This window comes from Ruegeria sp. H6 (genome assembly GCF_056532975.1).
Genome location: NZ_JBQFOA010000001.1, coordinates 436,800 through 462,364, shown reverse-complemented (window position 1 = coordinate 462,364; position 25,565 = coordinate 436,800). Strand labels below are relative to the sequence as shown.

Genomic DNA, 25,565 nt, shown 5'->3' with positions numbered 1-25,565 from the left:
CGTCCGGTCGGACGGTGCTCACCCTCAGCTTATCAGAAGGGAGACGACCATGAACAAGCCATCACGGCTCAGCCAATCCGCCCTGTGCGATCCGGTCTCGCTCGAAATCATCCGCGGGGCCATTGCAGCTGCGCAATCCGAGATGGAGGCGCTGATCGAGCGCACGGCCATCTCGGCCTTCATCCGCGAAAAGAAAGACTTCTATACGGCGCTGTTCGACGGCAACGGCACGATGGCCGTGGGGTCGATGGTGCCGATCTTTGGCGACATGACCCGTCCCGTGCTGGAAAAGTTTCCGATCGAGACGATGCAGGACGGTGATGTCTATTGGTACAATGACTGCTACGGCTCATACGGCGCGATTTCCCATTCCAACGATCAGGTCCTGCTGGCGCCGGTCTTCCGCGAAGGCCGCGTCTGCGCCTTTGTCATGAGCTGGGCGCATTTCGCCGATATCGGCGGGCTACGTCCCGGGTCGATCAGCCCGGATGCCACCGACATCTTTCAGGAAGGTGTGATGATCCCCGTCACCAAGATGATCGAGGCCGGTCAGGTCAATCAGGCCGTGCTCGACATCTTTCACCGCAATTCGCGCTATCCCGAACAAAGCGAAGGCGACATGCGCGCGCTGATGGCCAGTGTCGAGCTTGGCGTGCGCCGGGTGGGCGAAATCCTCGACCGGTTCGGGCCGGACGTGACCGAGGACGCCTTGGCGCAATTGCTGGAACGCACCCGAAACCTGGTGCGGGACAAGATGGCCGAGACCTTCGATTACGGCACCTATTCCTTCACCGATGCGATTGACACCGATGGGCACGGAAACGGCCCGTTTCATATGCGGTTCTCGCTGACGCGTGCCAAGGGCGCGGACGGTGCAGATCATTTTACTTTCGATGCCCGCGATACAGACGATCAGGCCCCCGGCCCGATCAATTATCTGATGAACAAGGGCGTGCCTGGCATGGCACTGGGCCTGTTCTATCTGGGGGGCGATCCCAGTCAGGTCTGCAATGCGGGCGGGCCCAACGCGCTGGACGAGGTGCTGTTTCGCAAAGGCAGTTTTCTGCAACCGGAATACCCCGCCCCGCTGGGCCTGCGCGGCCTGACCGCGATGCGGATGATCTCGGCCATGTGCGGCCTGCTGAACGCAGGGGGCGGCGAGGCTCCCGCGGCGAATTCGGCCTATGTGGTCAACATCATGCGCGGGAAGTACCGCACCAAGGATGGCACGCTGGAACCCTACTTGTTGGCGGATGGGATCGGCGTTGGCTATGGCGCGCGCTCAACAGCGGACGGGATTGATGCGGTCTATTTCGTGGCGCAGGAAAACTATCCGGTCGAGTTTCTGGAAGCGGGCTATCCCGTGACCATGCGCAGCTATGGGATTGTCGCGGATTCCGGCGGCGCTGGTCGGTATCGCGGCGGGTGCGGCATCGTGCGTGAATACGAAATTCTGGCCGAAGAAACCATGGTCGCGATCCGTATCGACAGCGTTCAGAACCCGCCTTGGGGCATTCACGGCGGCAAGTCCGGCCGTCATGGCATCGCCATCGTGAACCCGGGCACACCGCAGGAGGTGCGGCTTGATCCGCTATCGGACGGCAACATGCTCAAGCGCGGCGACATTTTGCGGATCGAAACCGGCGGCGGCGGGGGCTATGGTCACCCGTTCGACCGACCCGCAGAAACCGTACTGCAGGACGTGCTGAGCGGGTTTGTCACCACGCAAGCCGCCCAAGCGGAATATGGCGTGGTGGTCGCGGGCGACGCGCTCGACGTGCAGGCCACGCAGACCCTGCGCGCCAACCGCCCGGAAACCCGCCGCTTTTACCGACAGGAGTATGTTGATGCCCTCGTCTGATATGTCCTTTGACCCGTCCTTTGCCGTGGCCGTCGATATCGGCGGAACCTTCACGGATATCTCTCTGCTCGACCGCAGTTCGGGCGCGGTGTGGCGGGCCAAGACCGCCTCGGTTCCCAGCGACCCGTCGCAGGCTTTCATGACCGGCGTGAACATGGTGTTGAAGGATGCGGGCATTAGCGCAGCCGACCTGTCGCGCGTTTTGCACGGTACGACGGTTGCGACCAACATGATCCTCGAAGGCAAGGGCGCACGCACCGCCCTTGTGACAACCCGCGGGTTCCGCCACGTGCTTGAGATCGGGCGCCAGGACATTCCGCGCCACGCCAACCTGTTCACCTGGGTCAAACCGGCACGGCCCGTTCCGGCAGACCGTATTCATGAGGTTGATGAGCGGATCGGCACAGGCGGACATGTGATCGAACCGCTGGACGAAGCCAGAGTGACCGCACTGGCGGACCGTTTGCACAGACAGCAGGTCGAGGCCGTCGCCGTCTGCCTGTTGCACGCCTATGCCAATCCCGCCCACGAAAAACGCGTGGCCGAGCTGTTGCGCGCGGCGCTGCCGGATGTTGCCATCACCTGTTCCACGGATGTCCTGCCCGTGGTGCGCGAATTCGAACGCTCGCTGGCGACGGTACTGAATGCAAATGTGATGCCTGGGGTGTCGACCTATATCTCACGTCTGGAAAACCGGCTGACTGAGGCCGAAGCCAGCTCGCCCCTGTTGCTGATGCAATCCAATGGCGGTGTCGCTGGGACCGGCGCGATCCGCACCGCGCCGGCTTTGACAGCACTGTCCGGACCTGCCGCTGGTGTGGTGGGCGCTGTCGATGCGGCGGCAGCGTGTGGGATCAAGGACATCATCACCGTGGATATCGGCGGCACATCCGCTGACATCTGCCTGATCCGGGATGGAGAGATCAACCTGACGCAGCAAGGCAAGGTGGGCGAATGGCCCCTGTCGCTGCCGATGGTGGACATGGTGACAATCGGCGCGGGCGGCGGGTCGATTGCGGCCGTGGCGAACAACACGCTGTCGGTCGGGCCCAATTCGGCGGGCGCGCGACCCGGACCCGCCGCGTATGGGCATGGCGGGACTGAGGCGACCGTGACCGACGCCCATGTCGCCCTGGGCAACCTGCCGCAGGCCCTGCTGGGCGGGGCCATGTCGCTGGATCTCGATGCAGCCCAAGCTGCCGTAACCAACAATGTCGCGCGCCCGCTAGGCCTGACGCCCGAGGCGGCAGCGCAGGGCATTCTGGCCATCATGAACAACAACATGGTCGGAGCGGTGCGCACCGTCTCGGTCGAGCGGGGACACGATCCGCGCGATTTCACTCTGGTCCCATTTGGCGGCGCGGGTCCCCTGCATGGCTGCGCGCTGGCCGAACTGCTCGGCATCCGTCAGGTGATGATCCCCGCAGCACCCGGCCTTCTGTGTGCTGCCGGATTGCTGGCCGCCGATATGAAGGCCGAATTCACCCGCGCCCTGCCAACGCCCGGTGCGATCAACCAGTCCCAAGGCGACGGTATCGTGGCAGACCTGATCCAGGACGCCACTGCCTGGATGGATCATGAGGGCATCGCCCCCGATCAGCGCGCCCTGAACGCCCGCGCGCTGTTGCGGTTCCACGGGCAAGGCGGCGAGATCGCGGTCGATTGGGCCAACAGCCCGGATGAGACTGAAAAACGTTTCCGCGACGCGCACACGTCGTTGTACGGATTTGTTCTGGACGCCCCGATTGAGCTGGTCACATTGCGGATCGAAGCCGTCGGCCGAACCGAACCGATCAACAGCCCCGCGCTTGCCAAAGCCGATCTGCCGGACGCGCTGCAAACGCAAAAAGTGCACTGGCCCGGCGGCATCGCTGAGACGCCGGTCTATGACCGCGCCGCGCTTGGGGCGGAAACCACGATCCACGGTCCGGCCATCCTGACGCAACTGGATACAACCGCCCTGATCGCACCCGGCTGGACGGCTTCGGTCCACGCTTCGGGCGCGTTGCTGCTGACCAAGGATCCTGCCTGATGCAAGCTCTGTTCGATCACATCGACACCCATGCCGACAGCTTTGTCGCGCGGGTCATGGACTATGTACGCCACCCTTCCATTTCGGCCCATGACATCGGCATACGCGAAGTTGCGGACATGCTCGTCGGGCATCTGACCGAACTTGGCTTTGACGCCGGGCTGGTCGAAACACCGGGCCACCCCTTTGTTCTGGGCCATGCCACGGTTGATCCCGAAAAGCCCACCGTGCTGCTCTATGGCCACTATGACGTGCAGCCGCCCGATCCGCTGGACCAATGGATCAGCCCGCCCTTCGAACCGACCCTCAGAGACGGCCGCATCTGGGCCCGCGGGATCGGAGACAACAAAGGCCAGCATTTCGCACAGTTGCTGGCGATTGAAACCCACCTTGCCGTCAACGGCACCCTGCCCTGCAACATCATCTTCCTGCTGGAAGGCGAGGAGGAAATCGGCTCCCCCCAGATCGCCGATTTCGTGCGTGAAAATGCCGATCGCCTGCAGGCCGATCTGGTGGTGACATCAGACGGCCCCCTGCACGAAAGCGGCGCACCGGTGATCACCTTCGGCGTGCGCGGCGTCGCCTCGTTCGATCTGGTTGCCAAAGGGGCCGCCCGCGACGTGCATTCGGGCAATTACGGCGGCGTGGTGCCCAACCCGATCTGGACGCTGGTGCAACTACTGGCCACGATGAAAGACGCCGAGGGCAATATCACCGTCGAAGGTCTGACCGAACCGGTGATCCCGCCCACCAACCTCGAACGCGATGCGGTGGCACGTTTGCCGGATGATGAGCAGGCGGTGATGGAGGACCTGAAGCTCGACCAGATGGACGGCCCCCGCGACCGGCCCTATTGGGACCGACTGATGTTCCACCCGACGTTGACGATCAACGGGCTGCATGGCGGTTATGGCGGGCCGGGCAGCAAAACCGTGCTACCCAATGAGGCGATAGCGAAATGCGATGTGCGACTGGTTGAACCGCTGACCCCCGATTACGTATTCGAACGCATCGAAGCCCATGTGGCGCAGCATGCACCGGGCGTCGAGGTCATTCGGCACAATGGCATGTTGCCCTCAAAAACACCTCTGGACAGCCCGTATGCGAAACCCCTGCGAGACGCAATCATCGCGGCGCGCGACATGGAACCGCTGATCTACCCCACCGTCGGCGGGTCGCTTCCCGACTATGTCTTTACCAAAATCCTGGGCAAAGACGCCTTCGTCATTCCCTACGCAAATGCGGATGAGGCAAACCACGCACCAAACGAAAACTTGGAAGTGGTGAGGTTTCTCGATGGCATCAAGACCGGTGCAGCTGTTCTGAAGGCACTCGGAACGCTTTCTCGCGCTGATCTGAAAGGATCATGAGCGATCGCATATGTTCGCACTGGCGACCAAACATCACAGAGCCCGTCGCATACCCACCGGGATTTGCCTTCTTGCGACCCTAACCGCCCCAAGTATCCGACAGCCGGAAACCGCTTGGAAACGGGTCGGTGGGGTCCAGGCCAATCTGTGAGAGTGCATAGATCCAACTCTGCCCTGACACGCGATTCCTTATCGCTTCGAACGCTAGCACTTTTGTTACACCCAGAAAAGCCGCTCAAACCACGGGATCAGGCGCGGGGCATAGATCGGAGAGATTCGGATCGGACCATCGGACGCCAGAAGCCAGGACGGAGTCTGCTGCCAGACTGATGCGTGCGCGACCGGCATGAACTCAGTCACGGCGATCGTCCCCATGTTGCCGTATGACGCGCTGTGATTTCGCGGGTCTGCGGCAATCGGCGCGAACCGTGAGCCACGGTTTTGCGGATCATTTGCGATGGCAGAACCAATGACACCGGCCCCGACGTCATCGCTGTGTTTGGACTGATCCTGTTGCACCAGATGGTCCCTTGAAATGGCAGGTAAGGGCCTAGAGCTGCCTTTGCCCTGAACAGGGTGTAGGTCGTGTTTACATTGCCCTATTGGGTCGCTGGCCTCGTTCAGTAGCCCCAGCGGCGCACAAAATTCGCCAACCTCCTGCCCCTGCAATTCGATGGCCCGCAAATCCAGCTTTCCGCGCCCCAGAACATGAAGTCCAGCGCAATATCATCCGAGCCCGAAACCATCTGGATCTTGCCCTCATAACGCGAAGCAGTTTCAAAAACGATTCATAGATTTCCTAAGTGCAATACAATGATGATTTCGATTTCCAACTGCCTTCTTTGAAGAACAGCGAACTACGTTAGAAAGCTAGGCTTTCATTTTTTAATGGTCATATGTTGTGTATTTTGATCATTATAAAACCAAGTAGAATTTATCGCTGTTACACCACATGCATACACCCTTCATAGAATTGACGACCTTCCGACTGAGCCACACTTTGAGTAGGCTTCAAGAATGTCCCAGCGCTCTTTTTGCACCCCCCTGCCCTCAATCGTGCAATAGCCTTGACGCACTATGGTGGCGTCGACCATCAGAAATCCTGGGGTCGGTCGGTGCTGCATCGACCAAAAAACAAGCGCCGGGATCTTGGCCCGGCGCTTTCATTCTGGCTTCGTTGCTCATAAATCTTACCCGCGGGTAAGATCGTCTTCGTCCTGAAGATCTTCCAGCAAAGCTGCTATCGCCCGTTCCAACCTGGCCCGGTCCAGACGTGTAAAATCCAGGTCGTAGCGCAGGTCGATCCGTCCGTTCGAGGCAGAGCATTTCGCAACCCCTGCCCGCCCGGAAACCTGGAAAGTCGTTTTAGCGCGCCGGGTTTTTCCTTCGCTCACCGCTACGGGTTTCTTGGGCGCATCCGCTTTGGGCTCAAGGAATGACCGAAGGATTGAAACTTCGCGGGCACCGTCCCGATCCGGCTCGCTCATCACCGCGGTGCTGACTTGTCGGATCAGACCAGGGTCGGCATCCAGTTTGCGCTTCAGCTCTACCCCGACGTTGCGCGGAATGTCGTTTGGGTGCATCAGGACCTTGTCCAGCATCAACAGAAGGCTGGCAAACGACCGGATATAGCTCCGCTTGGTATAGCTCGCGGATTTGAACAAAAGCGCCACCGCCTTGTCCACATCCGCGCAGTCATTGGTCGGGTCCTCCGCATAGGCACGCGCCAGAGCGCCCATTTCCGCAAATGAGATATCTTTGCGGATCAGGTTTTCATCCACCATCCGACGGTAGTTGTCGGTCAGGTCAGCGCCTTCTGAGATACCGGCCGGAATGCGCGCGTAAAAGTCATCACCGGTTTCCTCATGCAGCGCCCTGTAGGCAGACAACCGGCGCATGCCTTGGATCAATTCAAACCGACCGTCTGACCGACGTTCCAACCGGATCGGGTTCGACAGACCGATATCGCGAATGGAGTCTTTCAGTTCTTCCAGATCCGGGTCCGGACCTGGCTTGCGGTCCCGGGTCAGTTTCTCGGTGACCACATCCGCCAGGTTAACATGTTCCGTCACCAAACCCTCAGACCGCAGGCGCACCAATTCATGCGCGAGGCGATCGTTTTCGTCCCGGATGCTCTGCTCGGTCGACTTCTGATCCCGCAGCGCATCCGCGTTTTCCGAGATTGCGGCGGCCATGGGACCGCGGCGTTTCTCAAGCACTTTGTCGGGAACCTTGCCAACCGGGATGTCGTCCATCGCCGGCATATCGATGTCGAACATTCTGCGTTTGCGGCTCATGCGTCATCCTCCAGCTTGTCCCAGGCCGATAACATTACGCCCCGGAATTCTTCATAGACATTGTCAAAGGTCGAGCGCGCGCGGCGCCAGGTTTCGCGCGTCATCTCGCGATAATCCATCTCATAGACCGAACTTAGAAAGCGTCCGGATTGTTCGACAGCCCGCGTCATCTCGACCGGATGCTCAGCCACGTGGTCACCGAACACCTTCTTGAACGCTTCGAACATTGCGATGTGCAGGGCATTCCCGGGCTCATAACGGGTCAGCACAAATCGCAACTCGCAAAAGGTTTTCGGCAGGCCGATCTTACCCGTGGGTAAGGTCTTGTCGAACCCATAAGCCAGGTCTTCGAGCGCTTCGGCCAGCTGACCGATAAAAGACGTGGTCGAGTCATATTCCCAATACCCGGGGCCGGAAGGAACATAAAGCATGTCCGCGGCAAACACCGCGTTCATCGACTGATAGCCAATTGCAGGAGGGCAGTCGAACAGGATCAGATCGTAGGCGTCATCGGGGATCTGATCGAGATAGCGCGACACAGCGGCAAAGAACGACCATTCCGGATTCAGATGCCGATACTGCGCCGAGGCAAACTCGACAAAAGCTGCATTGGCGCAGGAGGGGATAACGTCGATGGTTGACCACGAACTTTGCTTGATGAAGTCGCTGATCCGCAAATCACCCAGACCCATATCAGTGATCGATGGCGGCAATTCGCGGCGGGGCAGGGCGGTTCCGGATTCCGCAGCGGCAGGGCGGCTGTTCATGCGCTCTGTCTCACGGATGAGATCGCGGGCCATGATACCCCAGACGGTGAAGTCTTCGGCCACGTCGGTCAGGCCCATCGAATGGCTCAGCGTGGCCTGCGGGTCAAAGTCGACCACCAGCACCCGGTAGCCATCCAGCGCCGCTGCGTGGGCCAGATGCAGGGCGACGGTCGACTTGCCAGCGCCGCCCTTAAAGTTAGCCACCGCTGCGCGGATCGCGCGCTTGCCAACAGGGCGAGGCGGCATCAGCGATTTGCGGTTCACTTTCAGTCTGCGGCGCAGCTCATTCACTTCCTCCAGGCTGAACCAGCGCTGTCGCCCATCCGGTTCGACCTCACCCCCGGGCAAGGTCGGGTCAGCGGCCAGCTTGCCGCGAAAGGTCGATTGGTTGACGCGAAAAATCAGCTCGGACACTTCCCAGCTCGAAAAGCGGCGAAGCGTCTTTTCCATCTCGGGGCTGAATGTCTGCTGGCGAATCCAACCCTGCAATTTGAGGGATTGGTTGCGCAATGCGTTCAGGTCTTCGTGCGTGTACATGCCTGTTGTCTCATCGTTTGGGACGTTATTTTCTGCTTCTTCCTCATTTACGCCCTATTTGCACATTACGCAAAAGAAATTATTATAAGAATGCGAACTTACCCATGGGTAAGAAAACAAGGCGACCAAGAGCCCAAAGCGATTCGGACAGGCCAAGAGCCGGCCATCTAGCCCGATATGGTAGATCCTCCCAGATTTAGGGGGTCACAATCTAGCTCAACCGTTGATATAGGGGGACACAAAGATTCAATAAGGGGACATTCAGACTGTCCCCCATCACCATTGCTTCACCTATTTCTTTAAAATTAGGGTTCTGATTTTAGGACCAAGTCTGCGTCGAAACACTCTTCTCTTGACAGAATCGAAGCTTTGGACGCTAATCAGGTCAACATGATGAAAAGCGTTGGCAAACGGCGCGAATAGGGCGGTATTACCCGTCAGAGGCAGACAGAGCTGTGAGAACGAGAATGCAGGTTGCGAAACCGGTCGGGCGAAATGCGCCTGCCATAAAATATGATATTCTGTCCGCGCTGACCGTACATGCCTTGTCGGGCGACAAACACCGCCAGCGTCTCATTCTGCGCATCCTTGTACTGATCACCACCCGCTATAACTGGCGCAGCAATGAGCTGTCGATCGGACGTGAGGAGATTGCGCGGCTCTGGTTCGTGAATGAACGCACGGTAAAGCGTGAAATGGCCAAGCTGCGCGCGTTGGGATGGATCTCAGTCAAACGCCCAGCTGCGCGCGGACGGGTGGCCGTGTATCAGCTGGATCTGGCACAGATGATGCGCGACACCTCCGAGGTTTGGCCTACGATTGGGCGCGATTTTGTGGCGCGCATGACGGAAGAGCCCGAGACAGAGACAAACGTTGTGCCGTTCAAGGCCAAACCCTTTGAACCCGAAGAAACCGAGGATGACGTCTGGATACAGGTTCAAAGCATCCTTCACAGCCGTGACCCCGAACTGTGGACCAGCTGGTTCCGGCATCTCAGCCAAGCCGACAGGGCAGGGGGCACCGTGACGCTGATTGCACCGTCACGGTTTGAAGCGGAATACATCTCACGCAATTGGTCAGAGAAACTGTTGGGCATCTACAGCCGGATTAATCCCGAAATTCGGGACCTTCGTATTGAATCCGCCAAGTAACCGCGCTGGACGAGCCGTGGGCTGAGCGGATGTGATGATCATTACTAATGAAAAATGGATATTATTTGATCAATGTATATCGTTCTTGCGCATTGTGGCTTGGAAGTAACCAATATCCGGTCAACCTGAATTTCAATGCGACGCTGCACCGGCTGAGCTGCGTATCCTGCCGCCCGCCGGTGAACCCGTCATTGGCTGAATCCGGGATGACAGGACAAAGATGGACATTATCGGTGTCTGCTCAGCCCACGCTGAGAAGCGTTCGAACCAGGGCGGTTTGAGAGTTCACGCCGGTTTTGACGTAGATACGTGACAGGTGTGTTCTGGCGGTGTTGAAACTGATCCCCAGTAATTCGGACGCTGCCCTGAGGCTGTCTCCGGCCACGATCCGATGCGCAAGAAGCATTTGTCCGTCAGACAGCCCGAAGATGGATTTTGCGACACTCAGGCGTTCGTCGATATCCCCATCTGTGCGGGTTTCGACAAAGGTCATACCATCCCGGACAAACAAAACGCAAAGGGCGACACCGCCATCATCGGTTTCTCCGAACACGATGGGCAGCCTGAAATTCCGGCCACTTTCGGTCATGTATTTGTAATGCTGGAAATATCCGTGTTGTTCGGCGGCAAGTTTCAGCCCGTCTTGCAGGATTTTATCCCATGCGGGTTTGGAGCCGCGCAGCCGGTTGTTTGAAATCCGAAGCGCTGCGTGGCGGTCCAGATGGGCGCGGGCCTCAGCCGGGAGGCTCAGAACATCGCCTTTGGCGTCAACAACCAGTCTGGTCGTGTCCACATATTGGTGTCCTCGCAGAATGAACGAGGCATAGAGGATGCGCCACATGCCTTCGGAACGCAGCAGAACGCGGGTTTCGAATGTGTTTTCGATCCGGCCATCGATGTTGCGTGAGGTTTCATCAAAGACGACATGCGCCATGCCCCCGGACATGGTGATCGAGATATTGGCACGCTGAACATCTGAGATTTTGCAGACTGCGCCGCTATCCATCACTTGCCGCATATAGGTGCTGAGCTTATCCCACCCTTCATGCACCGTGGCGCCGAAAGAGGACGAAACGCAGACCTCGCGCGTGCGATCGTCATGAACCCAACACGCAGCCCAGGTGTCGAAATCCTGCTGCAGAAACGCCCGGGTCTCGCGCTGGATCACGTCCATAATGGCCGCGTTTTGATCCGACACTTCATTGGGTACCGTCATGGGTGGTGTTTGCCCGCCATTTGCTTCATCCGCCTTGGATCATACCTTAGGGCCGGGTCGCGTCGGGTGAAACACCGCAGTATATTGCGGAAGATATGCAGCCAATTGCAGCTGTGCATGGCGTAGAACTGATCTTCGCTTTGCCGCGTCGAAAGGACATCACTGGCGGCTTTCATATGCAAGGGGTCCATCTTCTGCACTCCGATCAACCGTCGCTTTGGTCGAAGCTTTGGCAGAAAAGCAGAAACAGCGTTGTCACCCAAAGTGACCACAGCCTGCAAATAATCTGTGTCTCAGGGGTTCGGGCCTGTCGGATTTGCAACTTGTCGCGCGTCCTTGCAGCATGTGACCAATCGACGGAGGGTGAGATGATTTACACGATCACGATTTTTGGTGAGGCAGGCGCGTTTGAAGCGCTGCCCGAGGACCGCCAGCAAGAAGTGATGGCAGGTCATGGTGTCCTGCAGGAGGCGCTGCGCGAGCGCGGAGAGTTCGTGACGATGAAGCTGATGCCTCCGACCTCGGCTGTGATGGTCGAACCCGCCCCGACCGAAGGCGCGGCTCCGCTGATCACCGATGGCCCGTTTGCCGAAACCAAAGAGAACTTCCTTGGGTTTTATGCCGCCGAGTTCAAGGACCTGGATGAGGCGCTGGGATATGCCAAGATGATCTCTTCCCCCGTTGCCCGGCTTGAGGTGCGACCGGTGGCATGGGCCGGTGGTGTGATGTCTTCGGACTAGGGCATGTCGGACTGGCTGGAGGCCACATTCACCTTGCACCGCCCGCGCGCGATCGCCGCGCTGACCCGGTATTTTCGCGAAATCGACATGGCGGAAGAAGCATTTGCCGATGCGTGCCTAAAGGCGCTGACGGTTTGGCCCAAGGATGGCGCTCCCCGTGATCCGTTGGCGTGGCTGCTGACAACCGCGCGCAATGCGGGTCTGGACCGTGTGCGCACTTCACAGCGCCGCGCGGCCATTCTGTCACGCCATACCGAGGAATTTCAGCCGATGCCCGCCGAGACACCGGACCCCGATGAGATGCGCGATGATGTGTTGCGGCTGCTGTTTATCTGCTGTCACCAAGAGCTTGACCGGCGCGACCAGATTGCCCTGGCCCTGCGGGTGGTTCTGGGATTGAACGTGGATGAGATTGCACGCGGGTTTCTGATCAAACCCAAAACCATGGAACAGCGGATCACCCGGGCGAAAAAGAAAATCGCGCTGAGCCCGGTTGCCTTTGAAACGCCAAGCCCAGCGGAGCGGGGCGCGCGGCTGGGTGAAGTATCGCTGATGGTCTACCTGATGTTCAGCGAAGGGTGGTCGACCTCAGCCGGGACCACGCAGATCAGGCTGACCTTGTGCGAGGAAGCGATCCGGTTGGCGCGTCTGCTGGCCGCGTTGTTTCCGGCCATGGGCGAACAGGCCGCTTTGCTGGCGCTTTTGCTGTTTCAACATGCCCGGCGCGATGCGCGCATTGATCCCCAAGGCAAGCTTGTCGCACTGGACGATCAGGACCGTAGGCTGTGGAACCGCGCGGAAATCGCTGAGGCGACAGGCCTTTTGCAAAAGGCGCATCGGACGGGCCATCACGGTGCCTACATCATCCAGGCGGCGATTGCGGCGACACATGCAAGGGCGGCTTCGGACCGGGATACGGATTGGGCATCGATCGAAAGCCATTACGCGGCCTTATATGCTTTGCAGCCGACGCCAGTGGTTCGTCTCAATCAGATTGCGGCGCAGGCCAAGCTGCATGGGCCCCATCACGCGCTGAAAGAGATGGAGCCTTTGGCGTCTGAGCTGTCCTCGTACCGTTGGTTTCACGCGATGCGGGGCGGGCTGTTGCAGGATGCAGGCGATCACCGCGCGGCGATTGCGGCGTTTGAAACCGTTCTGACACTGAGCCCGACAAGCCTTGAACGTGTTGCGATCCTTGAAAAAATTTCCCTCAGCCAGAAAAAGCTGAGCCGCGTGTAGGGATCGCGGTACGTCACGCGTCCTTGGATCAGACCCGTCTGTGGCGGGCGTAACCAAGGGAGATCTGAAATGAGTATTCTTGAAATGACCATCGTCGGAAATTCCGGCTGGATCGGACATTCCGGCCCGGATCAGGGCAAAGCCAAAGCGTTCTATCAGGATGTGCTGGGCTGGACGATCAACGACATGCCGATGCAGGACGGATCCAGCTATTCCGCCGCCGTTGTGGGAGAAACCGCCATTGGTGGCTTTTCCCCCATGCCCGAGGATCAGGGAAGCTGGACGATTTTTTTCACGGTGGCCGATGTGGATGCCAGCGTCGCAAAGGCTGAGGCCAAAGGCGCTGCGATCATTCAGCCCGCGATGGACATGCCGGGGGTTGGCCGTATGGCCACGTTGACCGATCCGCAAGGCGCGCGATTTGCGCTGATCACCTATGAAAGCATGGCGTCGTAACCTCGACTGGAAAGGAGGCATCACATGGAACAGGTTCCCCAGATCGCGCTGGCCGTCACAGCCATTTTTGTCCTGATGAGCATCCCGATGGCCATCGCTGTTGGCGTGCGGCGTACCAGAACCGGGATCCCTTTGCTGCACGGCGAGGATGAAAGCCTGCTGCGGCTGATGCGGGCACATGGCAATTTCATCGAATATGTGCCGCTTGCCCTTTTGGCGCTGGCCGGGGCCGAGATCGCGGGAACCCCAACCTGGCTGGTTGCGGCTTGCGGTGCTGTCCTGCTGTTGGCCCGGCTTGTGCACTATTTCAGCCTCAGCGCCTCGATCAACGGTATGGGGCGCGCGGTTGGCGCGGCGCTGACGACACTGACCATGCTGGTGCTTGCGGTGGCGATCCTGTGGCACCTGTGGGTCGGCACCTGATGCCCGTGGATGAAACCCTCAACACCCGCATGCGAGACGCTTTGGCCGCGCATGTGGGCATTTCCGAAAAGCGGATGATGGGGGGTCAGTGCTTCTTTTTGAACGGCAACATGCTGTGTGGTGCGCGGCGTCACACCGACGGCGTGGGCCGGTTCATGTTCCGCGTGGGCAAGAAGAATGAGGCCGCCGCGTTGCAGGACCCCACCGCCCATGCCGTGATCCACGGAACCCGCAAGCTGGGCGGTTTTGTCCGTGTGGATGCGTCGGATTGTGATGACGCCGCGCTGGGGCGATGGTTGCATCTGTGCCTTGAACACGCAGCGGCGCTGCCCGCAAAAGAGTGAACGGAGGACACCATGGCCCAATTTGACTGTTTTTCTGCCGAGGCGCTTGGGTTTTTGTCAGAGCTGAAGGCCAACAATACTAAGGATTGGTTCGCGGCGCATAAGCCGATTTACGAAACCCACCTGAAGGTGCCCGGCAAATTGTTTGCCGAAGATATGGCCTCGGCCCTACAGGACCTGACGGGGCAGGATCATGGCAGCAAGATCTTTCGCATCCACCGCGACGTCCGGTTCTCCAAGGACAAGACCCCCTATAACGCACATCTGCATATTGCGTTCATGCCGGTGGGGCAGGGGGGTCAGCCGCCGATGTGGTTCTTTGGGCTGGCACCCGACAAGCTGTCGCTGGGTTGCGGCGTGTTCCAGTATGAGAAAGCTGCGCTGGATGGGTTTCGCGATGCGATGGCGAGCCCGATGGGGGCCGAGCTAGTCCAGATCACGACAAAGATGCGCGCGCAGGGGTACAGAATCGCCGAGCCTGAATTGAAACGCGTGCCGTCCGGGTTCGACAAGGTCCACCCGCACGCAGAGGCGCTGCGGCGCAAGGGGTTTGCGGTCTGGACGGATATGCCGTTGCCCGCGTTCGCACTGGAACCCAAGTTGGTGGAGCGCACAGCTGCGGAGTTCGCCAAGCTGATGCCAGTATTTCAGCTGTTGTCGCGGGTCGGTTAACCGGGCGCTGCCAGAACCAGAGGCGTCTGGCGCCCATATTACATATGCCAATTCCTAACACTTGCGTGATTTTCCTGCGCAATTGCAAACTAAGCTTTGCGCTCCGGGTTGTCTCAATTCAAAACTGGATCACCTGTCACCATTCGCGGAGCAAGCATGCGCATCAGCGTTGGCATTGCCGTCTCAATTCTGGTCGCCTTCTCGATTGGCGTATCGACGTTTATTGTTCATTCGCTGTGGTGGACAACGGCGCGCGACAACAGCCGTATGCTGGCCGCCGAAATCAACGGCCAGATTGCAAACACGGTCCGGATCGAGGTCGGGGTCACGCTCCGCTCGGCTGAGGCGGCCTGGGCCGCTGTGCGCACGATCTTTGTTCAAAACGTCATCGCTACGCGGCAGGCGGACAAACGAGAATTCGTGTTTCTGTCGCAATTGCAGGCGCAGCCGAATATCTCGTGGATGTTCTTTGGCTGGCCGGACGGGAACTTCTTTGCCTCGCACCGGTTGGGCGACGGCGGGCTTGAGATGATCGAGATCGACAGTGATATCCGCGACCGGATGCTGCGCCGCGACCGTTATATCTTCATCCCCGGCGACATTCAGTTTGAAGAGCGCACCTTTACCGAAACAGACTATGACCCGCGCGACCACGCGTGGTTTGAAAACTTCATGGGCCTTGGGTCTTCGGGTTGGATCGAGGCGCGGGATCTTCCGGGCAGCGACCGGACGATTTACGCCTATGCCGGACCGATAGATGTCAATCGCCAGCGACAGGGCGTTCTGGCCGTCGCCATCGAAACGGACCGGCTGTCGCGCTTTTTGGCAACCCTTGCGCCGGGCGAATTCGGTGCCGCGTTCATTCTGGATGCCGATGGCAAGGTCATTGCGGTACCGGATGCGCAGGCGGATGAGGTTACACCCGCGCGCATGGGCGAGGGAGAGTTGTATGAGGTCGCCAAAATGGCCGGTCATACATTGCTGGGTGGGCCCGAAGGAAATGCGGTGGGCACGTCTACAAAGCGTATTGTCATCGACGACGTGCCTTATGCTGTGGCTCTGACACCGCTGGGGTTCTATGGCTGGCGCGTGGCCACGGTCATACCCGAGGCTGCGTTTCTGTCGGATATCGACCAGACGCTGATCAACCTGATCTATATCCTGATCGGCGCGGTTGTGATTGCGACCGGTCTGGCCATCTGGCTGGTCAGACGTGTGGTCGCCAACCCGCTGTCAGACATTGCCGAAGACCTCAGCAAGATCGAACGCTTTGACGTCGAACGCATTTCGCGCAGGCCCTCGAAACTGTCTGAACTTGAGAACCTTTCGGCCGCGACCGCAAGCATGGCGGCGGGCCTATCGGCCTTTCGCAAATATGTCCCGACCGATCTGGTGCGTATGCTGGTGGCCGAAGGGATCAACACGCAGCCGGGCGGGGATTTGAAACAGATCTCAGTCCTGTTTTGCGATGTTGCGGGCTTCACAGGTCTGGCCGAAAAGCTGGGCCCCAAAGTCGCCCAGTTGATGGAGCCGTTCTTTAGCGCGGTTTCCGCCGCTATTGCGCGCAACGGCGGGACAATCGACAAATTCATCGGGGACGGGGTGATGGCGTTCTGGGGGGCGCCGCTTCGGGATGCCAAACACGCCGAACATGCCTGCCGTGCCGCGCTGGATCTTGTGGCCGCCGTGGATGAGGCCGGGATCGAGGATGACGCCGGCAATCCTCTGCGCGTTCGGATCGGATTGAACAGCGGCGAGGCGCTGGTTGGCAATATCGGATCCGAGCAGCGTTTGAACTACACAGCCATTGGCGATGTGGTGAACGTAGCCAGCCGGTTGGAGGGGGCCAACAAGGATTACGGATCCCTGATCCTGATCGGCCCGGAAACGCGACGCCAGGCGGCAGAGGCCATTGTGGTGCGCGAGCTGGACACTTTGGCCGTGTTCGGTCGCAGCGAAGAGCTGGTGGTCTATGAGCTAATCGCAATGGCCGACGAAATGGACGGCACACCGTCATGGATTGCGCTTTATGAACAGGGCTTGGCGCAGTATCGGGCAGGGCAATTCGAACAGGCGATTGCCGCCTTTCGATCTGCGGATGAGTCCCGCGGTGGCGATCCCGTCTCATCGGCCATGATGGCCCGCACGCGGTCGCTTATGGACAACCCACCGCCCGAAGGTTGGGACGCAGTTCAGCACACGGACAAGAAGCCCTAGATCACGATCCAGCAAAAATTCGACCAATACGCGCATTGGTTGTTGAGCGAGAAGTATCCATCTGATACTCAGTGGCTCCGGAAACCCTGATTCAGGAAGGATCAGACATGTTGAATCGTCAGACTTTCATACTTTGCGTGCCAGGCGCAGTTGTCCGTTAAAGCGGTCTGACAGGTTTCCAATCTGAAGGCCGCCTCATGAGCGGCCTTTTTTAGTGTTTTCCTCATGTGGCGGCTTTCCATCATCCATGGAGAGTGAAAATGCCAAGCATATCCCTTTTTATCCCCTTCAGTCGGTCGCACGGTCTTTTGCTGCGGCTGGTGGCCATTCTGGCGCTGCGGCCGGACCGGGAACATCCGGTCATCCGCAAACAGCCTGAATTGCCGGATTATCTGAGAAAAGACGTGGGCCTGCCGCCCGAGGTTGTGCGGCCGCCCCCTGAACGGCACCGGTTTCCCTTTTGACCGGAACCCGAGGGCAGGGTCGCTAAGCGGTCTCTGCCCTCGGCCAGCAGGCTTTGGCCTAACGGGGAAAAGATGGCTTGGCTGAACTGGCGGTCCGATCCTTTGGGATCAATCGGAAGGTTGCAGCGCCTCAAGTTCCAGGCGGGCCAGCTCGGCATAGACACCGTTTGGAAAGGCGGTCAGGTACGCCTTGTAATCCACAGCGTCGCCCGATTGCAGCGCCTGTTGGAACAGATCAAGGTCCTGATCCTGTGGCGTGGCGGTGACCAGGCGAAGTGCGCGGGTCGTGTCGGCCGAGGACAGCCGGATAGACTGATCAAGCCGCGCGCGGGCATCCGGGGCGAAGCGTCCGCTGGGATACGTGCGCAGAAAGCGAACGATGTCGCGCACATTCCCCGTGTCACGCACTTCGGCCCAAAGCAGGGATTCGGCATCGGGTGTGACGCCCGGCCGTGAGAATACGAAATCCGAGGTCAGCAGCGAAGTGTCCCACGGCGTCTGAATGCCGTGTGTTTCTTCGACAACGCGAATGCGCACCTCTTTGAAAACCTGCTCGATGGCCTGATCGGGCTTTTGCATTTCTGCCGCCAACGCCGCGCTGAACGGGCTGTTCTGGCCCAGACCGTCCAGGGCGACATCCCCGGGTCCGGTGGCATAAGACAGGAATGTTCCGGGGGATGGGTTCATCTTGGCCAGCCCGTTGGCCTCCATGCCCTGCACGGCAGCGAAAGGGTTGTTCCGACAGGCGTCGAGGATCACGATATTTGTGCGGTTCTTGGCGGTGCCCATCTGGCGCAGCACCACATCGGCCTGAGTGCCGACAAGATCCAGCTCGGCCTCATCACTCAGTGCGGCATCCACCGGCATCAGAAAATTCTTGCCCCGCGATTGCACGCCGTGGCCCGCAAAGTAGAACAGCCCGGTCGTTTCGGGCCCGCGCGCCCGAATGGTGCGCCCAAGCTCGACAATGGCGGTTTCCAGTTCTTGCTGCGTTGCATTCAGCAGATAGGTGACTTCGAAGCCCGCATCCTCGAGCACCCCCCCGATCAGGTGTGCATCATTTTCCGGATTATCGAGCGCGCCAATATGCGTGTAATCGGCGTTGCCCACCACCAGCGCGACGCGCGGGCCGTCGGTGTCTGCCATGGACGAAAAGCTCATCACGGTCATCAATGCAACGAGCGGCGCCAGCAGCCACCGAAGAAATACATTTGAATAAATAACAGCTTTCATTTGTTGTCCTTTCAGACAGGCACCTCGCGGCCTTGTGATGGAAACAACCGACTCATAAACTTTATTCAAACAGAAAGGTAATTAAAGCATGCTGCGCTTCCTGGGCCTATGTGCCACTGTTCTGACCGCATTCAGCGCATCGCTTGCTGCCGCGCCTTTTGGCGAGGGTTGGGAACTGGAAGCGACTGCATCCTCTCTGAGTTTTTCGGCCCAGGCGGGCAAAGCGGATCCGGTGCGTTTCGCCACCGAGATGCAGGGCGCAATTGCCAGCGACGGGGTGGTCGAGATTGCCGTTTCTCTGGATGCGATCAACTCGGGCGACGCGCTGCGGGATGCACGGGTCCGGTACCTGCTGCTTGAAAGTTTTCGCCGGCCCCAGGCGACCGTGACCGCCACGATCGATCCGCAGCTTGTGAGCGGGCTGCGGACCGGAGACCGTGTGCAGGTGGCGCAACCGGTGACGCTGACGCTGAACGACATATCACAAGAGATCGACACCACGCTGGACCTGATCGTGATCGCGCAGGATGTCATTCTGCTGGCATCGCAGGCCCCCATCGTGCTGGACCTTGCCGCGTTCGATTACCTGAGCAATCTTGAAACCCTTGAGCGCGTGGCTAGGGTCGACATTCTGCCGAAGGCCGAGGTGAGTTTTGAGCTTGTGTTCAAGGCTAATCCTGTCAGCGGCCAGCCGGTCGCTCTGGACCCGGAGCGGTTCAACGTCTGTGCGCAACAGATCAAGACAATCGGCGAAAGCGATCAGGTCTATTTCACCAGCGGCTCGGTGCAGCTTGAGACGAAATCCTATTCTTTGCTGGACGCGATGGCCGAAACGATGCAATCCTGCCCGGCGATCAATTTGCGGATCGAAGGCCACACGGATGATCGCGGCCCGGCGCAGCTGAACCGGCGGCTTTCGGTTGGGCGCGCGGCAGAGGTGGTGATCTATCTGGCCAACAAAGGGGTTGATCCAACGCGTTTGAATGCCACCGGTTTTGGCGAAGACCGCCCCATCGCGGATAACGCCACCCGCCGCGGGCGCTGGAAGAACCGCCGGATCGAGTTTGTGCCGCTCAGGTTCTGATCGGGACTTTAGGGATTGGCCGGGTTTGTGAAACGCAAGCGCAACCCTTCCAACTATTGCGGGTCGTAGAGATACCCGATCCCCCGGACGGTTCTGATGATTTCCGGTTTTTCGGGATTGGTTTCAATCTTCCGGCGCAGCCTTGAAATTCGGATATCGATGCTGCGATCGAACGGGTCCCAGGATCGGTCATGGGCTTGTTCCAACAGCTGGTCGCGGTTCAGAACCCGCCCCTTGTTTTCTGCAAACACCTTGAGCAGGCGATATTCCATCGCGGTCAACTGAACTTCGGATCCGTCCGCCGAGAACAGTTTTGCGGCATCCTTGTCGAGCGTGTATTCACCGAAAACCGTGCTGCTGCTGCCGTCGCCGGTGGCGGACGCGGTTTCGGTGATGGCCCCGCGCCGCAGGATGGCCTTGATCCGGGCCTCAAGTTCGCGCAGGTCGACGGGTTTGCCCAGATAATCATCGGCCCCCATCTCAAGTCCGATGATCCGGTCGACAACATCCCCCGCTGCCGTAAGCATGATCACCGGCGTGGTGACATCCGGGCGCAGGGAGCGCAGGATGGAAAGCCCATCCTCTTTGGGCATATTGATGTCCATGATCATGACATCCACGGTTTCGGCCTGAATGATCGACCTGAGCTCATCCCCGCCCGAGGCCGCCGACACCCGGTAGCCGCGTTTGCTCAGGTATTCCTGCAGCATTTCGCGAACGTCGACCTCGTCATCGCAAACCAGGATATGGGTGTTCTGATTATCCATTTGGATGATCCTCTTGATCCGCGAGAAGCTGTCCGATCAGTGCCCGGAGCTCAGAGGGCGAGACGGGTTTTTCCAGATAGGGAAGGCCGGATTCCTGCAATAATCCCAAAGAGCTTTCGCCCATCGTGTCTCCGGTAATATAGGCCGTGCGTGCCAGCATGTGGGGGAAGCGTGCCACCAGGGCTTCATAGATCTTGCGGCCATCCACACCCGGCATGTTCAGATCGCTGAGGAAGACATCGTAGCTGCCGGATTGCAGCCGTTTCAGCGCCTCTTCCCCGGATGAGGCGAAATCGACGTGAAACCCCTCACGTCTGAGGATTTCTGCGTGCAGCTCACCCACTTCGATTTCATCATCTACGATCAGCACGCGCTGTTGGGATTGCGGCGATGGGGTTTCGGTGGGCTCATCCAGCTTGTCTTCTTCCGATTTGGCAACAGGTAGCGTGATCCGGAAACAGGTTCCGGTGCTGTCGGTTTGGTCCAGCCTGATCTGACCACCATGCGACAGCACGATCCGGTGGCAGAACGCCAGCCCTATACCGGTTCCGTCACCGACGCCTTTGGTTGTAAAGAACGGCTCGAAAATTCGGGCGCGGATGGCTTTGGGTATGCCAGGCCCGTTGTCGCTGACGGTGATCTCGACCATGTCGGCGGCGGGCTTGAGTTCGGCGGATAGCGTGATCTGGTCACCCGCACCGCTTGAGGTCATGGCCTGTTCGGCATTGATGATCAGGTTCAGGATAACCTGCGTCAGCTGATCCGCATCGCCTGCGATCTGGGGCAGGTCCGCGGGCAGGTTCCGCACGATCTGCACCTCGCCGGACGTGCTGCCATATCCTGCGACGTCGGCGGCGGTTTCAACGAGGCCCGGCACGTCGACCGGTTCGATCTTGCTGGGTTGCTGACGCGCCATGGCAAGAAAGGTCTTTACAATCTTGGCGCAGCGTTCCGCGGCATTGCCGATCTTTTCGATCCGCACCGTCAGATCGGGGTCGGTTATTTCTTCCTTCAGCATCAGCGAATGGCCGACCACCACCGAAAGCGGGTTGTTCAGCTCATGCGCGACGCCGGCCAGCAATTCGCCCAGGGCTGACATCTTTTCGTTCTGGAACACCAGCTCGCGCTGCTTTTCAAGTTCGGCCTCGATGGCCAGTTCGTCGGTCAGGTCGCGCGTGTTTGAGACAATGACCTGCTCGCCGTTAAACTCGATCAGGCGTGAAGAATCCGCGCCCCAGAACTTGCGCCCATTGATGTCGACGAATTCCATCCGCCGGTCTTTGAGGAACCCGGCCTGCCGCAGGTCCTTCAAATAGCGCACGCGTTCCTCGGGGTCGGCATAATATGACATGGAGCTTTCGCTGTCGCCAAACAGGGCGCGGATTTCCGGGGTGGCGAACAGCACTTTGCCGGTGTCTGCGTGGGTCATGTTGATGGCGGCTGGATAGGCCTCGACGACCTGGCGGATGATGGCGTCGGCCTCTTTCTGGACGGTGAGGTCGATGATGCTGGTGACGATGACCTCTTCGCCCTTGTAGTCGATCAATTGCGAAGAGATCGAGGCCGGAAAGACCCTTCCTTCGGCATTCACCAGATCAAGTTTGTAATCTTTGACCTGTCCATCGGCCAGAAGCAGAGTGATAAAATCCGCGCGTTCATCGGGATTGAGATAATGCTCTTTCGCCGATCGCGCAGGCCCGAACATTTGCAGGGCGGCGGGCGTGCGATAGAGAATCTGGCCGTCACCGATCCGGGCCATGGTCACAACGGCAGAGCTGGCATCCAGAACCTTGCGGATCAACAGGTCGCCGTCGCGTTCTTCGACCTCGGCCTGTTTTCGCGCGGTAATGTCTTCGCGGGTGACAACAAAACCGCCGTATTTCGTGGGGTGAACCGACACCAGATAGGTGCGGCCATCCGTTTCCGTCAGTTCATAATCCTGGATGAACTCGATCCCGTTGGCCAGCCGGTCGGACACCCATTGCTGTTCGTTTCCGATCGCGTCCGCGTAAATGCCCCGCCGCGCGGTCTCGCGCATCAGAATTTCCCAATCCAGCCCCGGCGCCAGCAGGTCCGCGACGCCCTTGTTCATCTCGGCATAGCGTTGGTTGAACATGACCAGACGGCGATCATCGTCGTAGAGTGCAAACCCTTCTTTAAGCGATTCAATGGCGTCTCGCAGAAGGTCGCGCGCCTTCTCGATTTCTTCAAGATCGTTTGCCATGCCAATCGTCATCCTGATCTTTTAAGTTACCAATGTTTCAGTGCCATTTCAAATCCAGCATCTTGTGTTTCAATTGTTTCAGAAGGTGCAGCTTTTAAAATAACTCTGCCCAAAAAGAGCCGCGTTTCAAACAGGATACCGCGCTGTGTGATCCGGTTCACAGAGCTACAACTGAAACATTTCGCAGCGCATTTCGAAATCACATTGAAACATTGGAACCCCAGTTAAGGGTCATCGCAATTGTTATTGGGTAAGTACGATGACCATTTCACTGAGTTCTTCTGAAACCACCAACGCACCGATTGTCGCGTTGCATTCTTCTGCTTCAAACGGCGGGCAATGGGCCCGGCTGGCCGCTGATCTGGAGGGCCGTTTTGACGTCCACGCCTTTGATCTGCCTGGTTACGGCAAGGCCCCGCTGGCGGGCGATACATCACAGGCCGGTGCCGCGATTGCCGCGGTTCCCGTGATCCGGGAAATCGAGGCGCTTGGACGCCCCGTGCATCTTGTTGGGCATTCCATGGGCGGTGGCGTCGCCATCAAGATCGCGCTGATGCGGCCTGATCTGGTCAAGAGCCTGACGCTGTATGAACCCGCGACCTTCCATTTCCTGAAGCACGGGTCCGAGGCAGGCCAGCGGCTGTTTCGGCAGATCCAGCTTTTGTCGGGCCAGGTGACGGCTGCGGCGGCGGATGGCGATGCCGCGTCGGGGTTTCACCATTTTCTGGACTTCTGGAACGATGACGGGTTTTGGGACGCACTTCCGGTTTCGGCTCAACTGCGCTTTGCCCAGCAGATCGGTTCGATCATGAGCGATTTTGCCAACGGGTTCGCGGAGACCTGGGATCTGGCAGCGCTGTCCGCCTTGCAGATGCCATCGCTGGTGATGACCGGGCTGGAATCCCCTGAGATCGCCCAGCACGTGTCGGTGGCGATTGCCAAGGCTTTGCCCAATGCGCGCATCGCCCTGTTGCCGGAGCTTGGCCATATGGCGCCTGTCTTTCAGCCGGAATGGGTGAATTCGAGAATTCTTGAGCACGTTGCCAACGTTGAGCGGCCCGTCATGAATATCAGCTGGCCGGTGCGGCAAGCTGCTTAATCCGCGCGCTTCGGCGATGCGACAAACCTAGAAACCACCGGCGGTGCCGGGCAAAACCAAGAGGATCAGATCATGGGACTTCAAACTTCTATCGATACGTCACCAGATTTCACGGCGATCAAAGCCAAGCAGAACGTGGCCTGGGGATCAGGCGACTACAGCAAGGTTGGCGTGACCCTGCAAATCACCGGCGAAGAACTGGCTGAAGCCATGGACATGACGCCAAGCGCCAAGGTGCTGGATGTTGCCGCCGGAAACGGCAATGCCACGCTGGCCTTCGCGCGGCGGTTCTGCGACGTGACCTCGACGGACTATGTCGAGGCGCTGTTGCAGGCCAGCAGTCAGCGCGCCGAGGCCGAGGGGCTATTTGTCACCTACAAGGTGGCGGATGCGGAAAACCTGCCGTTTGCGGATCAGTCGTTTGATGCGGTGGTTTCGACCTTTGGGGTGATGTTCACGCCCAACCAGCAGCAATCCGCGTCCGAGCTTCAGCGTGTTGTGCGATCCGGCGGTAAGATCGGCATGGCGAACTGGACGCCCGAAAGCTTTATCGGTCTGCTGTTCAAGACCATCGGAAAACATGTGCCGCCACCGGCCGGTGTGAATTCACCCGCTCTGTGGGGCAATCAGAACTGGCTGGCCGAGACCTTTGGCGGCAAGTGCGAGATGGTGTCGTTCCGGCGCAAGAACTTCATGTTCCGCTACAGATCGGCTGAGCATTTCCTGGAGTACTTCCGCACTTTCTATGGCCCCATGCAAAAGGCCTTTGACGCGCTGGATACCGACGGTCAGGCCGCGCTGCAGAGCGATATCATGGCACTGATCGCTAAGTTCGACATTTCGACCAACGAGTCGCTGTGCATCTCGTCCGAATATGCCGAAGTGATCGTTCAGCGACGCTGACATATGACGACCCTCTCACCGTGCTTGGATTTTGGTGCGGTGAGAGGCCAAATGCCGGTGTTTTCGGCGCGTTTTATTGATTTTTGGGTGAGAAAAGGGGTTTTCCAATGGCCGGGCGTACACTTTTTGAAAAATATGGCGGGTTTTCGCAGGTCAGCAAGATCGTGATTTCCTTCTACAATAACCTTTTGGACAATGATGAGGTCGGGCCCTTCTTTGACGATGTGGACATGACCAAGATGGTCGATCACCAGACCAAATTTGTTGCGTCGCTGCTGGGTGGTCCGGCCTCTTACACCGATGAACAACTGCGCCGGCTGCATGCGCATCTGGACATTTCGAACGCCCATTTTGACGAGTTGGAGATGGTGCTGCAGGATGCGCTGGAACATCACAACGTGGCACAAGAGGACATCGCCATTGTTGTGGCAGAATTTGGAAAACGCCGTCCCCTGATTGTTAGGTAAAC

At 58.9% G+C, this 25,565-nt stretch carries 26 protein-coding genes; 16 read left to right on the top strand and 10 right to left on the bottom strand.

All coding sequences use genetic code 11. The features are described from left to right. Positions 1-49 precede the first annotated feature (49 nt). The 3 genes from ACR0AG_RS02165 to ACR0AG_RS02155 are packed head-to-tail and all read left to right on the top strand — an operon-like array spanning position 50 to position 5,263. A complete protein-coding gene (locus tag ACR0AG_RS02165; protein WP_480835983.1) occupies positions 50-1,861 on the top strand; it encodes a hydantoinase B/oxoprolinase family protein in 1,812 nt (603 codons plus the stop codon). Further along, positions 1,848-3,893: a hydantoinase/oxoprolinase family protein gene (locus ACR0AG_RS02160; RefSeq protein WP_480835981.1), complete on the top strand. Its 2,046-nt coding sequence runs from the start codon at positions 1,848-1,850 to the stop codon at positions 3,891-3,893. Before ACR0AG_RS02165 ends, ACR0AG_RS02160 begins: the two co-directional genes overlap by 14 nt. Continuing rightward, positions 3,893-5,263: a M20/M25/M40 family metallo-hydrolase gene (locus ACR0AG_RS02155; protein ID WP_480835979.1), complete on the top strand. Its 1,371-nt coding sequence runs from the start codon at positions 3,893-3,895 to the stop codon at positions 5,261-5,263. The genes ACR0AG_RS02160 and ACR0AG_RS02155 overlap by 1 nt, the downstream gene beginning before the upstream one ends. 79 nt (positions 5,264-5,342) lie before the next feature. Here the strand turns inward: ACR0AG_RS02155 and ACR0AG_RS02150 are convergent, their stop codons facing one another. The 4 genes from ACR0AG_RS02150 to ACR0AG_RS02135 form a co-directional block, all read right to left on the bottom strand. Further along, positions 5,343-5,444 carry a hypothetical protein gene (locus ACR0AG_RS02150; RefSeq protein ID WP_480835977.1) on the bottom strand — a complete coding sequence of 34 codons (102 nt, stop codon included), beginning with the start codon at positions 5,442-5,444 and terminating at the stop codon, positions 5,343-5,345. Between the two features lie 35 nt (positions 5,445-5,479). Continuing rightward, entirely contained in the window at positions 5,480-5,782 is a 303-nt protein-coding gene (locus ACR0AG_RS02145) for a hypothetical protein (protein ID WP_480835976.1), read from the bottom strand. 671 nt (positions 5,783-6,453) lie between these two features. Beyond that, positions 6,454-7,560, bottom strand: coding sequence for a ParB/RepB/Spo0J family partition protein (locus ACR0AG_RS02140; protein WP_480835975.1), 1,107 nt, complete (start codon positions 7,558-7,560; stop codon positions 6,454-6,456). Next, positions 7,557-8,864 (bottom strand): AAA family ATPase, encoded by a 1,308-nt coding sequence (locus ACR0AG_RS02135; RefSeq protein ID WP_480835973.1) that lies wholly within the window; start codon positions 8,862-8,864, stop codon positions 7,557-7,559. The genes ACR0AG_RS02140 and ACR0AG_RS02135 overlap by 4 nt, the downstream gene beginning before the upstream one ends. A 467-nt stretch (positions 8,865-9,331) precedes the next feature. Between ACR0AG_RS02135 and ACR0AG_RS02130 the strand changes: the two genes are divergently transcribed. Next, positions 9,332-10,015 carry a DnaA N-terminal domain-containing protein gene (locus tag ACR0AG_RS02130; RefSeq protein ID WP_480835972.1) on the top strand — a complete coding sequence of 228 codons (684 nt, stop codon included), beginning with the start codon at positions 9,332-9,334 and terminating at the stop codon, positions 10,013-10,015. A 241-nt stretch (positions 10,016-10,256) separates the two neighbouring features. Here the strand turns inward: ACR0AG_RS02130 and ACR0AG_RS02125 are convergent, their stop codons facing one another. Continuing rightward, positions 10,257-11,231: a LuxR family transcriptional regulator gene (locus ACR0AG_RS02125; protein ID WP_480835970.1), complete on the bottom strand. Its 975-nt coding sequence runs from the start codon at positions 11,229-11,231 to the stop codon at positions 10,257-10,259. Continuing rightward, positions 11,228-11,422, bottom strand: a complete 195-nt coding sequence (locus ACR0AG_RS02120; RefSeq protein ID WP_480835968.1) for a hypothetical protein — start codon at positions 11,420-11,422, stop codon at positions 11,228-11,230. Before ACR0AG_RS02120 ends, ACR0AG_RS02125 begins: the two co-directional genes overlap by 4 nt. Positions 11,423-11,599: 177 nt before the next feature. Here ACR0AG_RS02120 and ACR0AG_RS02115 point away from each other — a divergent pair, with 177 nt between their 5' ends. The 8 genes from ACR0AG_RS02115 (at position 11,600) to ACR0AG_RS02080 (ending at position 17,786) form a co-directional block, all read left to right on the top strand. Further along, the gene (locus ACR0AG_RS02115) at positions 11,600-11,971 is read left to right on the top strand and encodes a YciI family protein (RefSeq protein ID WP_480835966.1); all 372 of its coding nucleotides are present in this window, start codon (positions 11,600-11,602) and stop codon (positions 11,969-11,971) included. 3 nt (positions 11,972-11,974) lie between these two features. Further along, positions 11,975-13,210, top strand: a complete 1,236-nt coding sequence (locus ACR0AG_RS02110) for an RNA polymerase sigma factor (RefSeq protein ID WP_480835963.1) — start codon at positions 11,975-11,977, stop codon at positions 13,208-13,210. A gap of 69 nt (positions 13,211-13,279) precedes the next feature. Continuing rightward, positions 13,280-13,666 carry a VOC family protein gene (locus ACR0AG_RS02105; protein ID WP_480835961.1) on the top strand — a complete coding sequence of 129 codons (387 nt, stop codon included), beginning with the start codon at positions 13,280-13,282 and terminating at the stop codon, positions 13,664-13,666. A gap of 24 nt (positions 13,667-13,690) precedes the next feature. Continuing rightward, on the top strand, positions 13,691-14,089 hold the full coding sequence (locus ACR0AG_RS02100) for an MAPEG family protein (protein ID WP_480835959.1): 399 nt from the start codon (positions 13,691-13,693) through the stop codon (positions 14,087-14,089). After that, the gene (locus tag ACR0AG_RS02095) at positions 14,089-14,433 is read left to right on the top strand and encodes a TfoX/Sxy family protein (RefSeq protein ID WP_480835957.1); all 345 of its coding nucleotides are present in this window, start codon (positions 14,089-14,091) and stop codon (positions 14,431-14,433) included. The genes ACR0AG_RS02100 and ACR0AG_RS02095 overlap by 1 nt, the downstream gene beginning before the upstream one ends. Positions 14,434-14,445: 12 nt before the next feature. Continuing rightward, positions 14,446-15,105: a DUF2461 domain-containing protein gene (locus ACR0AG_RS02090; RefSeq protein ID WP_480835955.1), complete on the top strand. Its 660-nt coding sequence runs from the start codon at positions 14,446-14,448 to the stop codon at positions 15,103-15,105. A 156-nt stretch (positions 15,106-15,261) separates the two neighbouring features. Then, positions 15,262-17,322, top strand: a complete 2,061-nt coding sequence (locus ACR0AG_RS02085) for an adenylate/guanylate cyclase domain-containing protein (protein WP_480835954.1) — start codon at positions 15,262-15,264, stop codon at positions 17,320-17,322. A gap of 260 nt (positions 17,323-17,582) precedes the next feature. Beyond that, the gene (locus tag ACR0AG_RS02080; protein WP_480835952.1) at positions 17,583-17,786 is read left to right on the top strand and encodes a hypothetical protein; all 204 of its coding nucleotides are present in this window, start codon (positions 17,583-17,585) and stop codon (positions 17,784-17,786) included. Between the two features lie 108 nt (positions 17,787-17,894). On the opposite strand, the gene ACR0AG_RS02075 is transcribed toward ACR0AG_RS02080, so the two are convergent. Continuing rightward, positions 17,895-19,019, bottom strand: a complete 1,125-nt coding sequence (locus tag ACR0AG_RS02075; protein WP_480835951.1) for a caspase family protein — start codon at positions 19,017-19,019, stop codon at positions 17,895-17,897. Positions 19,020-19,107: 88 nt separating this feature from the next. Between ACR0AG_RS02075 and ACR0AG_RS02070 the strand changes: the two genes are divergently transcribed. Beyond that, positions 19,108-20,103 carry an OmpA family protein gene (locus ACR0AG_RS02070; protein ID WP_480835949.1) on the top strand — a complete coding sequence of 332 codons (996 nt, stop codon included), beginning with the start codon at positions 19,108-19,110 and terminating at the stop codon, positions 20,101-20,103. Between the two features lie 53 nt (positions 20,104-20,156). On the opposite strand, the gene ACR0AG_RS02065 is transcribed toward ACR0AG_RS02070, so the two are convergent. Genes ACR0AG_RS02065 through ACR0AG_RS02055 form a run of 3 tightly spaced genes read right to left on the bottom strand, consistent with a single transcriptional unit; the run spans position 20,157 to position 23,255 of the window. After that, positions 20,157-20,870 (bottom strand): response regulator, encoded by a 714-nt coding sequence (locus tag ACR0AG_RS02065; RefSeq protein WP_480835947.1) that lies wholly within the window; start codon positions 20,868-20,870, stop codon positions 20,157-20,159. After that, the gene (locus tag ACR0AG_RS02060; RefSeq protein WP_480835945.1) at positions 20,863-23,094 is read right to left on the bottom strand and encodes a hybrid sensor histidine kinase/response regulator; all 2,232 of its coding nucleotides are present in this window, start codon (positions 23,092-23,094) and stop codon (positions 20,863-20,865) included. The genes ACR0AG_RS02065 and ACR0AG_RS02060 overlap by 8 nt, the downstream gene beginning before the upstream one ends. A 26-nt stretch (positions 23,095-23,120) precedes the next feature. Continuing rightward, positions 23,121-23,255, bottom strand: a complete 135-nt coding sequence (locus ACR0AG_RS02055) for a hypothetical protein (RefSeq protein WP_480835943.1) — start codon at positions 23,253-23,255, stop codon at positions 23,121-23,123. Positions 23,256-23,353: 98 nt separating this feature from the next. Here ACR0AG_RS02055 and ACR0AG_RS02050 point away from each other — a divergent pair, with 98 nt between their 5' ends. From ACR0AG_RS02050 to ACR0AG_RS02040, 3 genes are all read left to right on the top strand, one after another. After that, on the top strand, positions 23,354-24,193 hold the full coding sequence (locus tag ACR0AG_RS02050; protein ID WP_480835942.1) for an alpha/beta fold hydrolase: 840 nt from the start codon (positions 23,354-23,356) through the stop codon (positions 24,191-24,193). Between the two features lie 72 nt (positions 24,194-24,265). After that, the gene (locus tag ACR0AG_RS02045; RefSeq protein WP_480835940.1) at positions 24,266-25,096 is read left to right on the top strand and encodes a class I SAM-dependent methyltransferase; all 831 of its coding nucleotides are present in this window, start codon (positions 24,266-24,268) and stop codon (positions 25,094-25,096) included. A gap of 107 nt (positions 25,097-25,203) precedes the next feature. Next, positions 25,204-25,563 (top strand): group I truncated hemoglobin, encoded by a 360-nt coding sequence (locus ACR0AG_RS02040; RefSeq protein ID WP_480835938.1) that lies wholly within the window; start codon positions 25,204-25,206, stop codon positions 25,561-25,563. Positions 25,564-25,565: the final 2 nt, after the last annotated feature.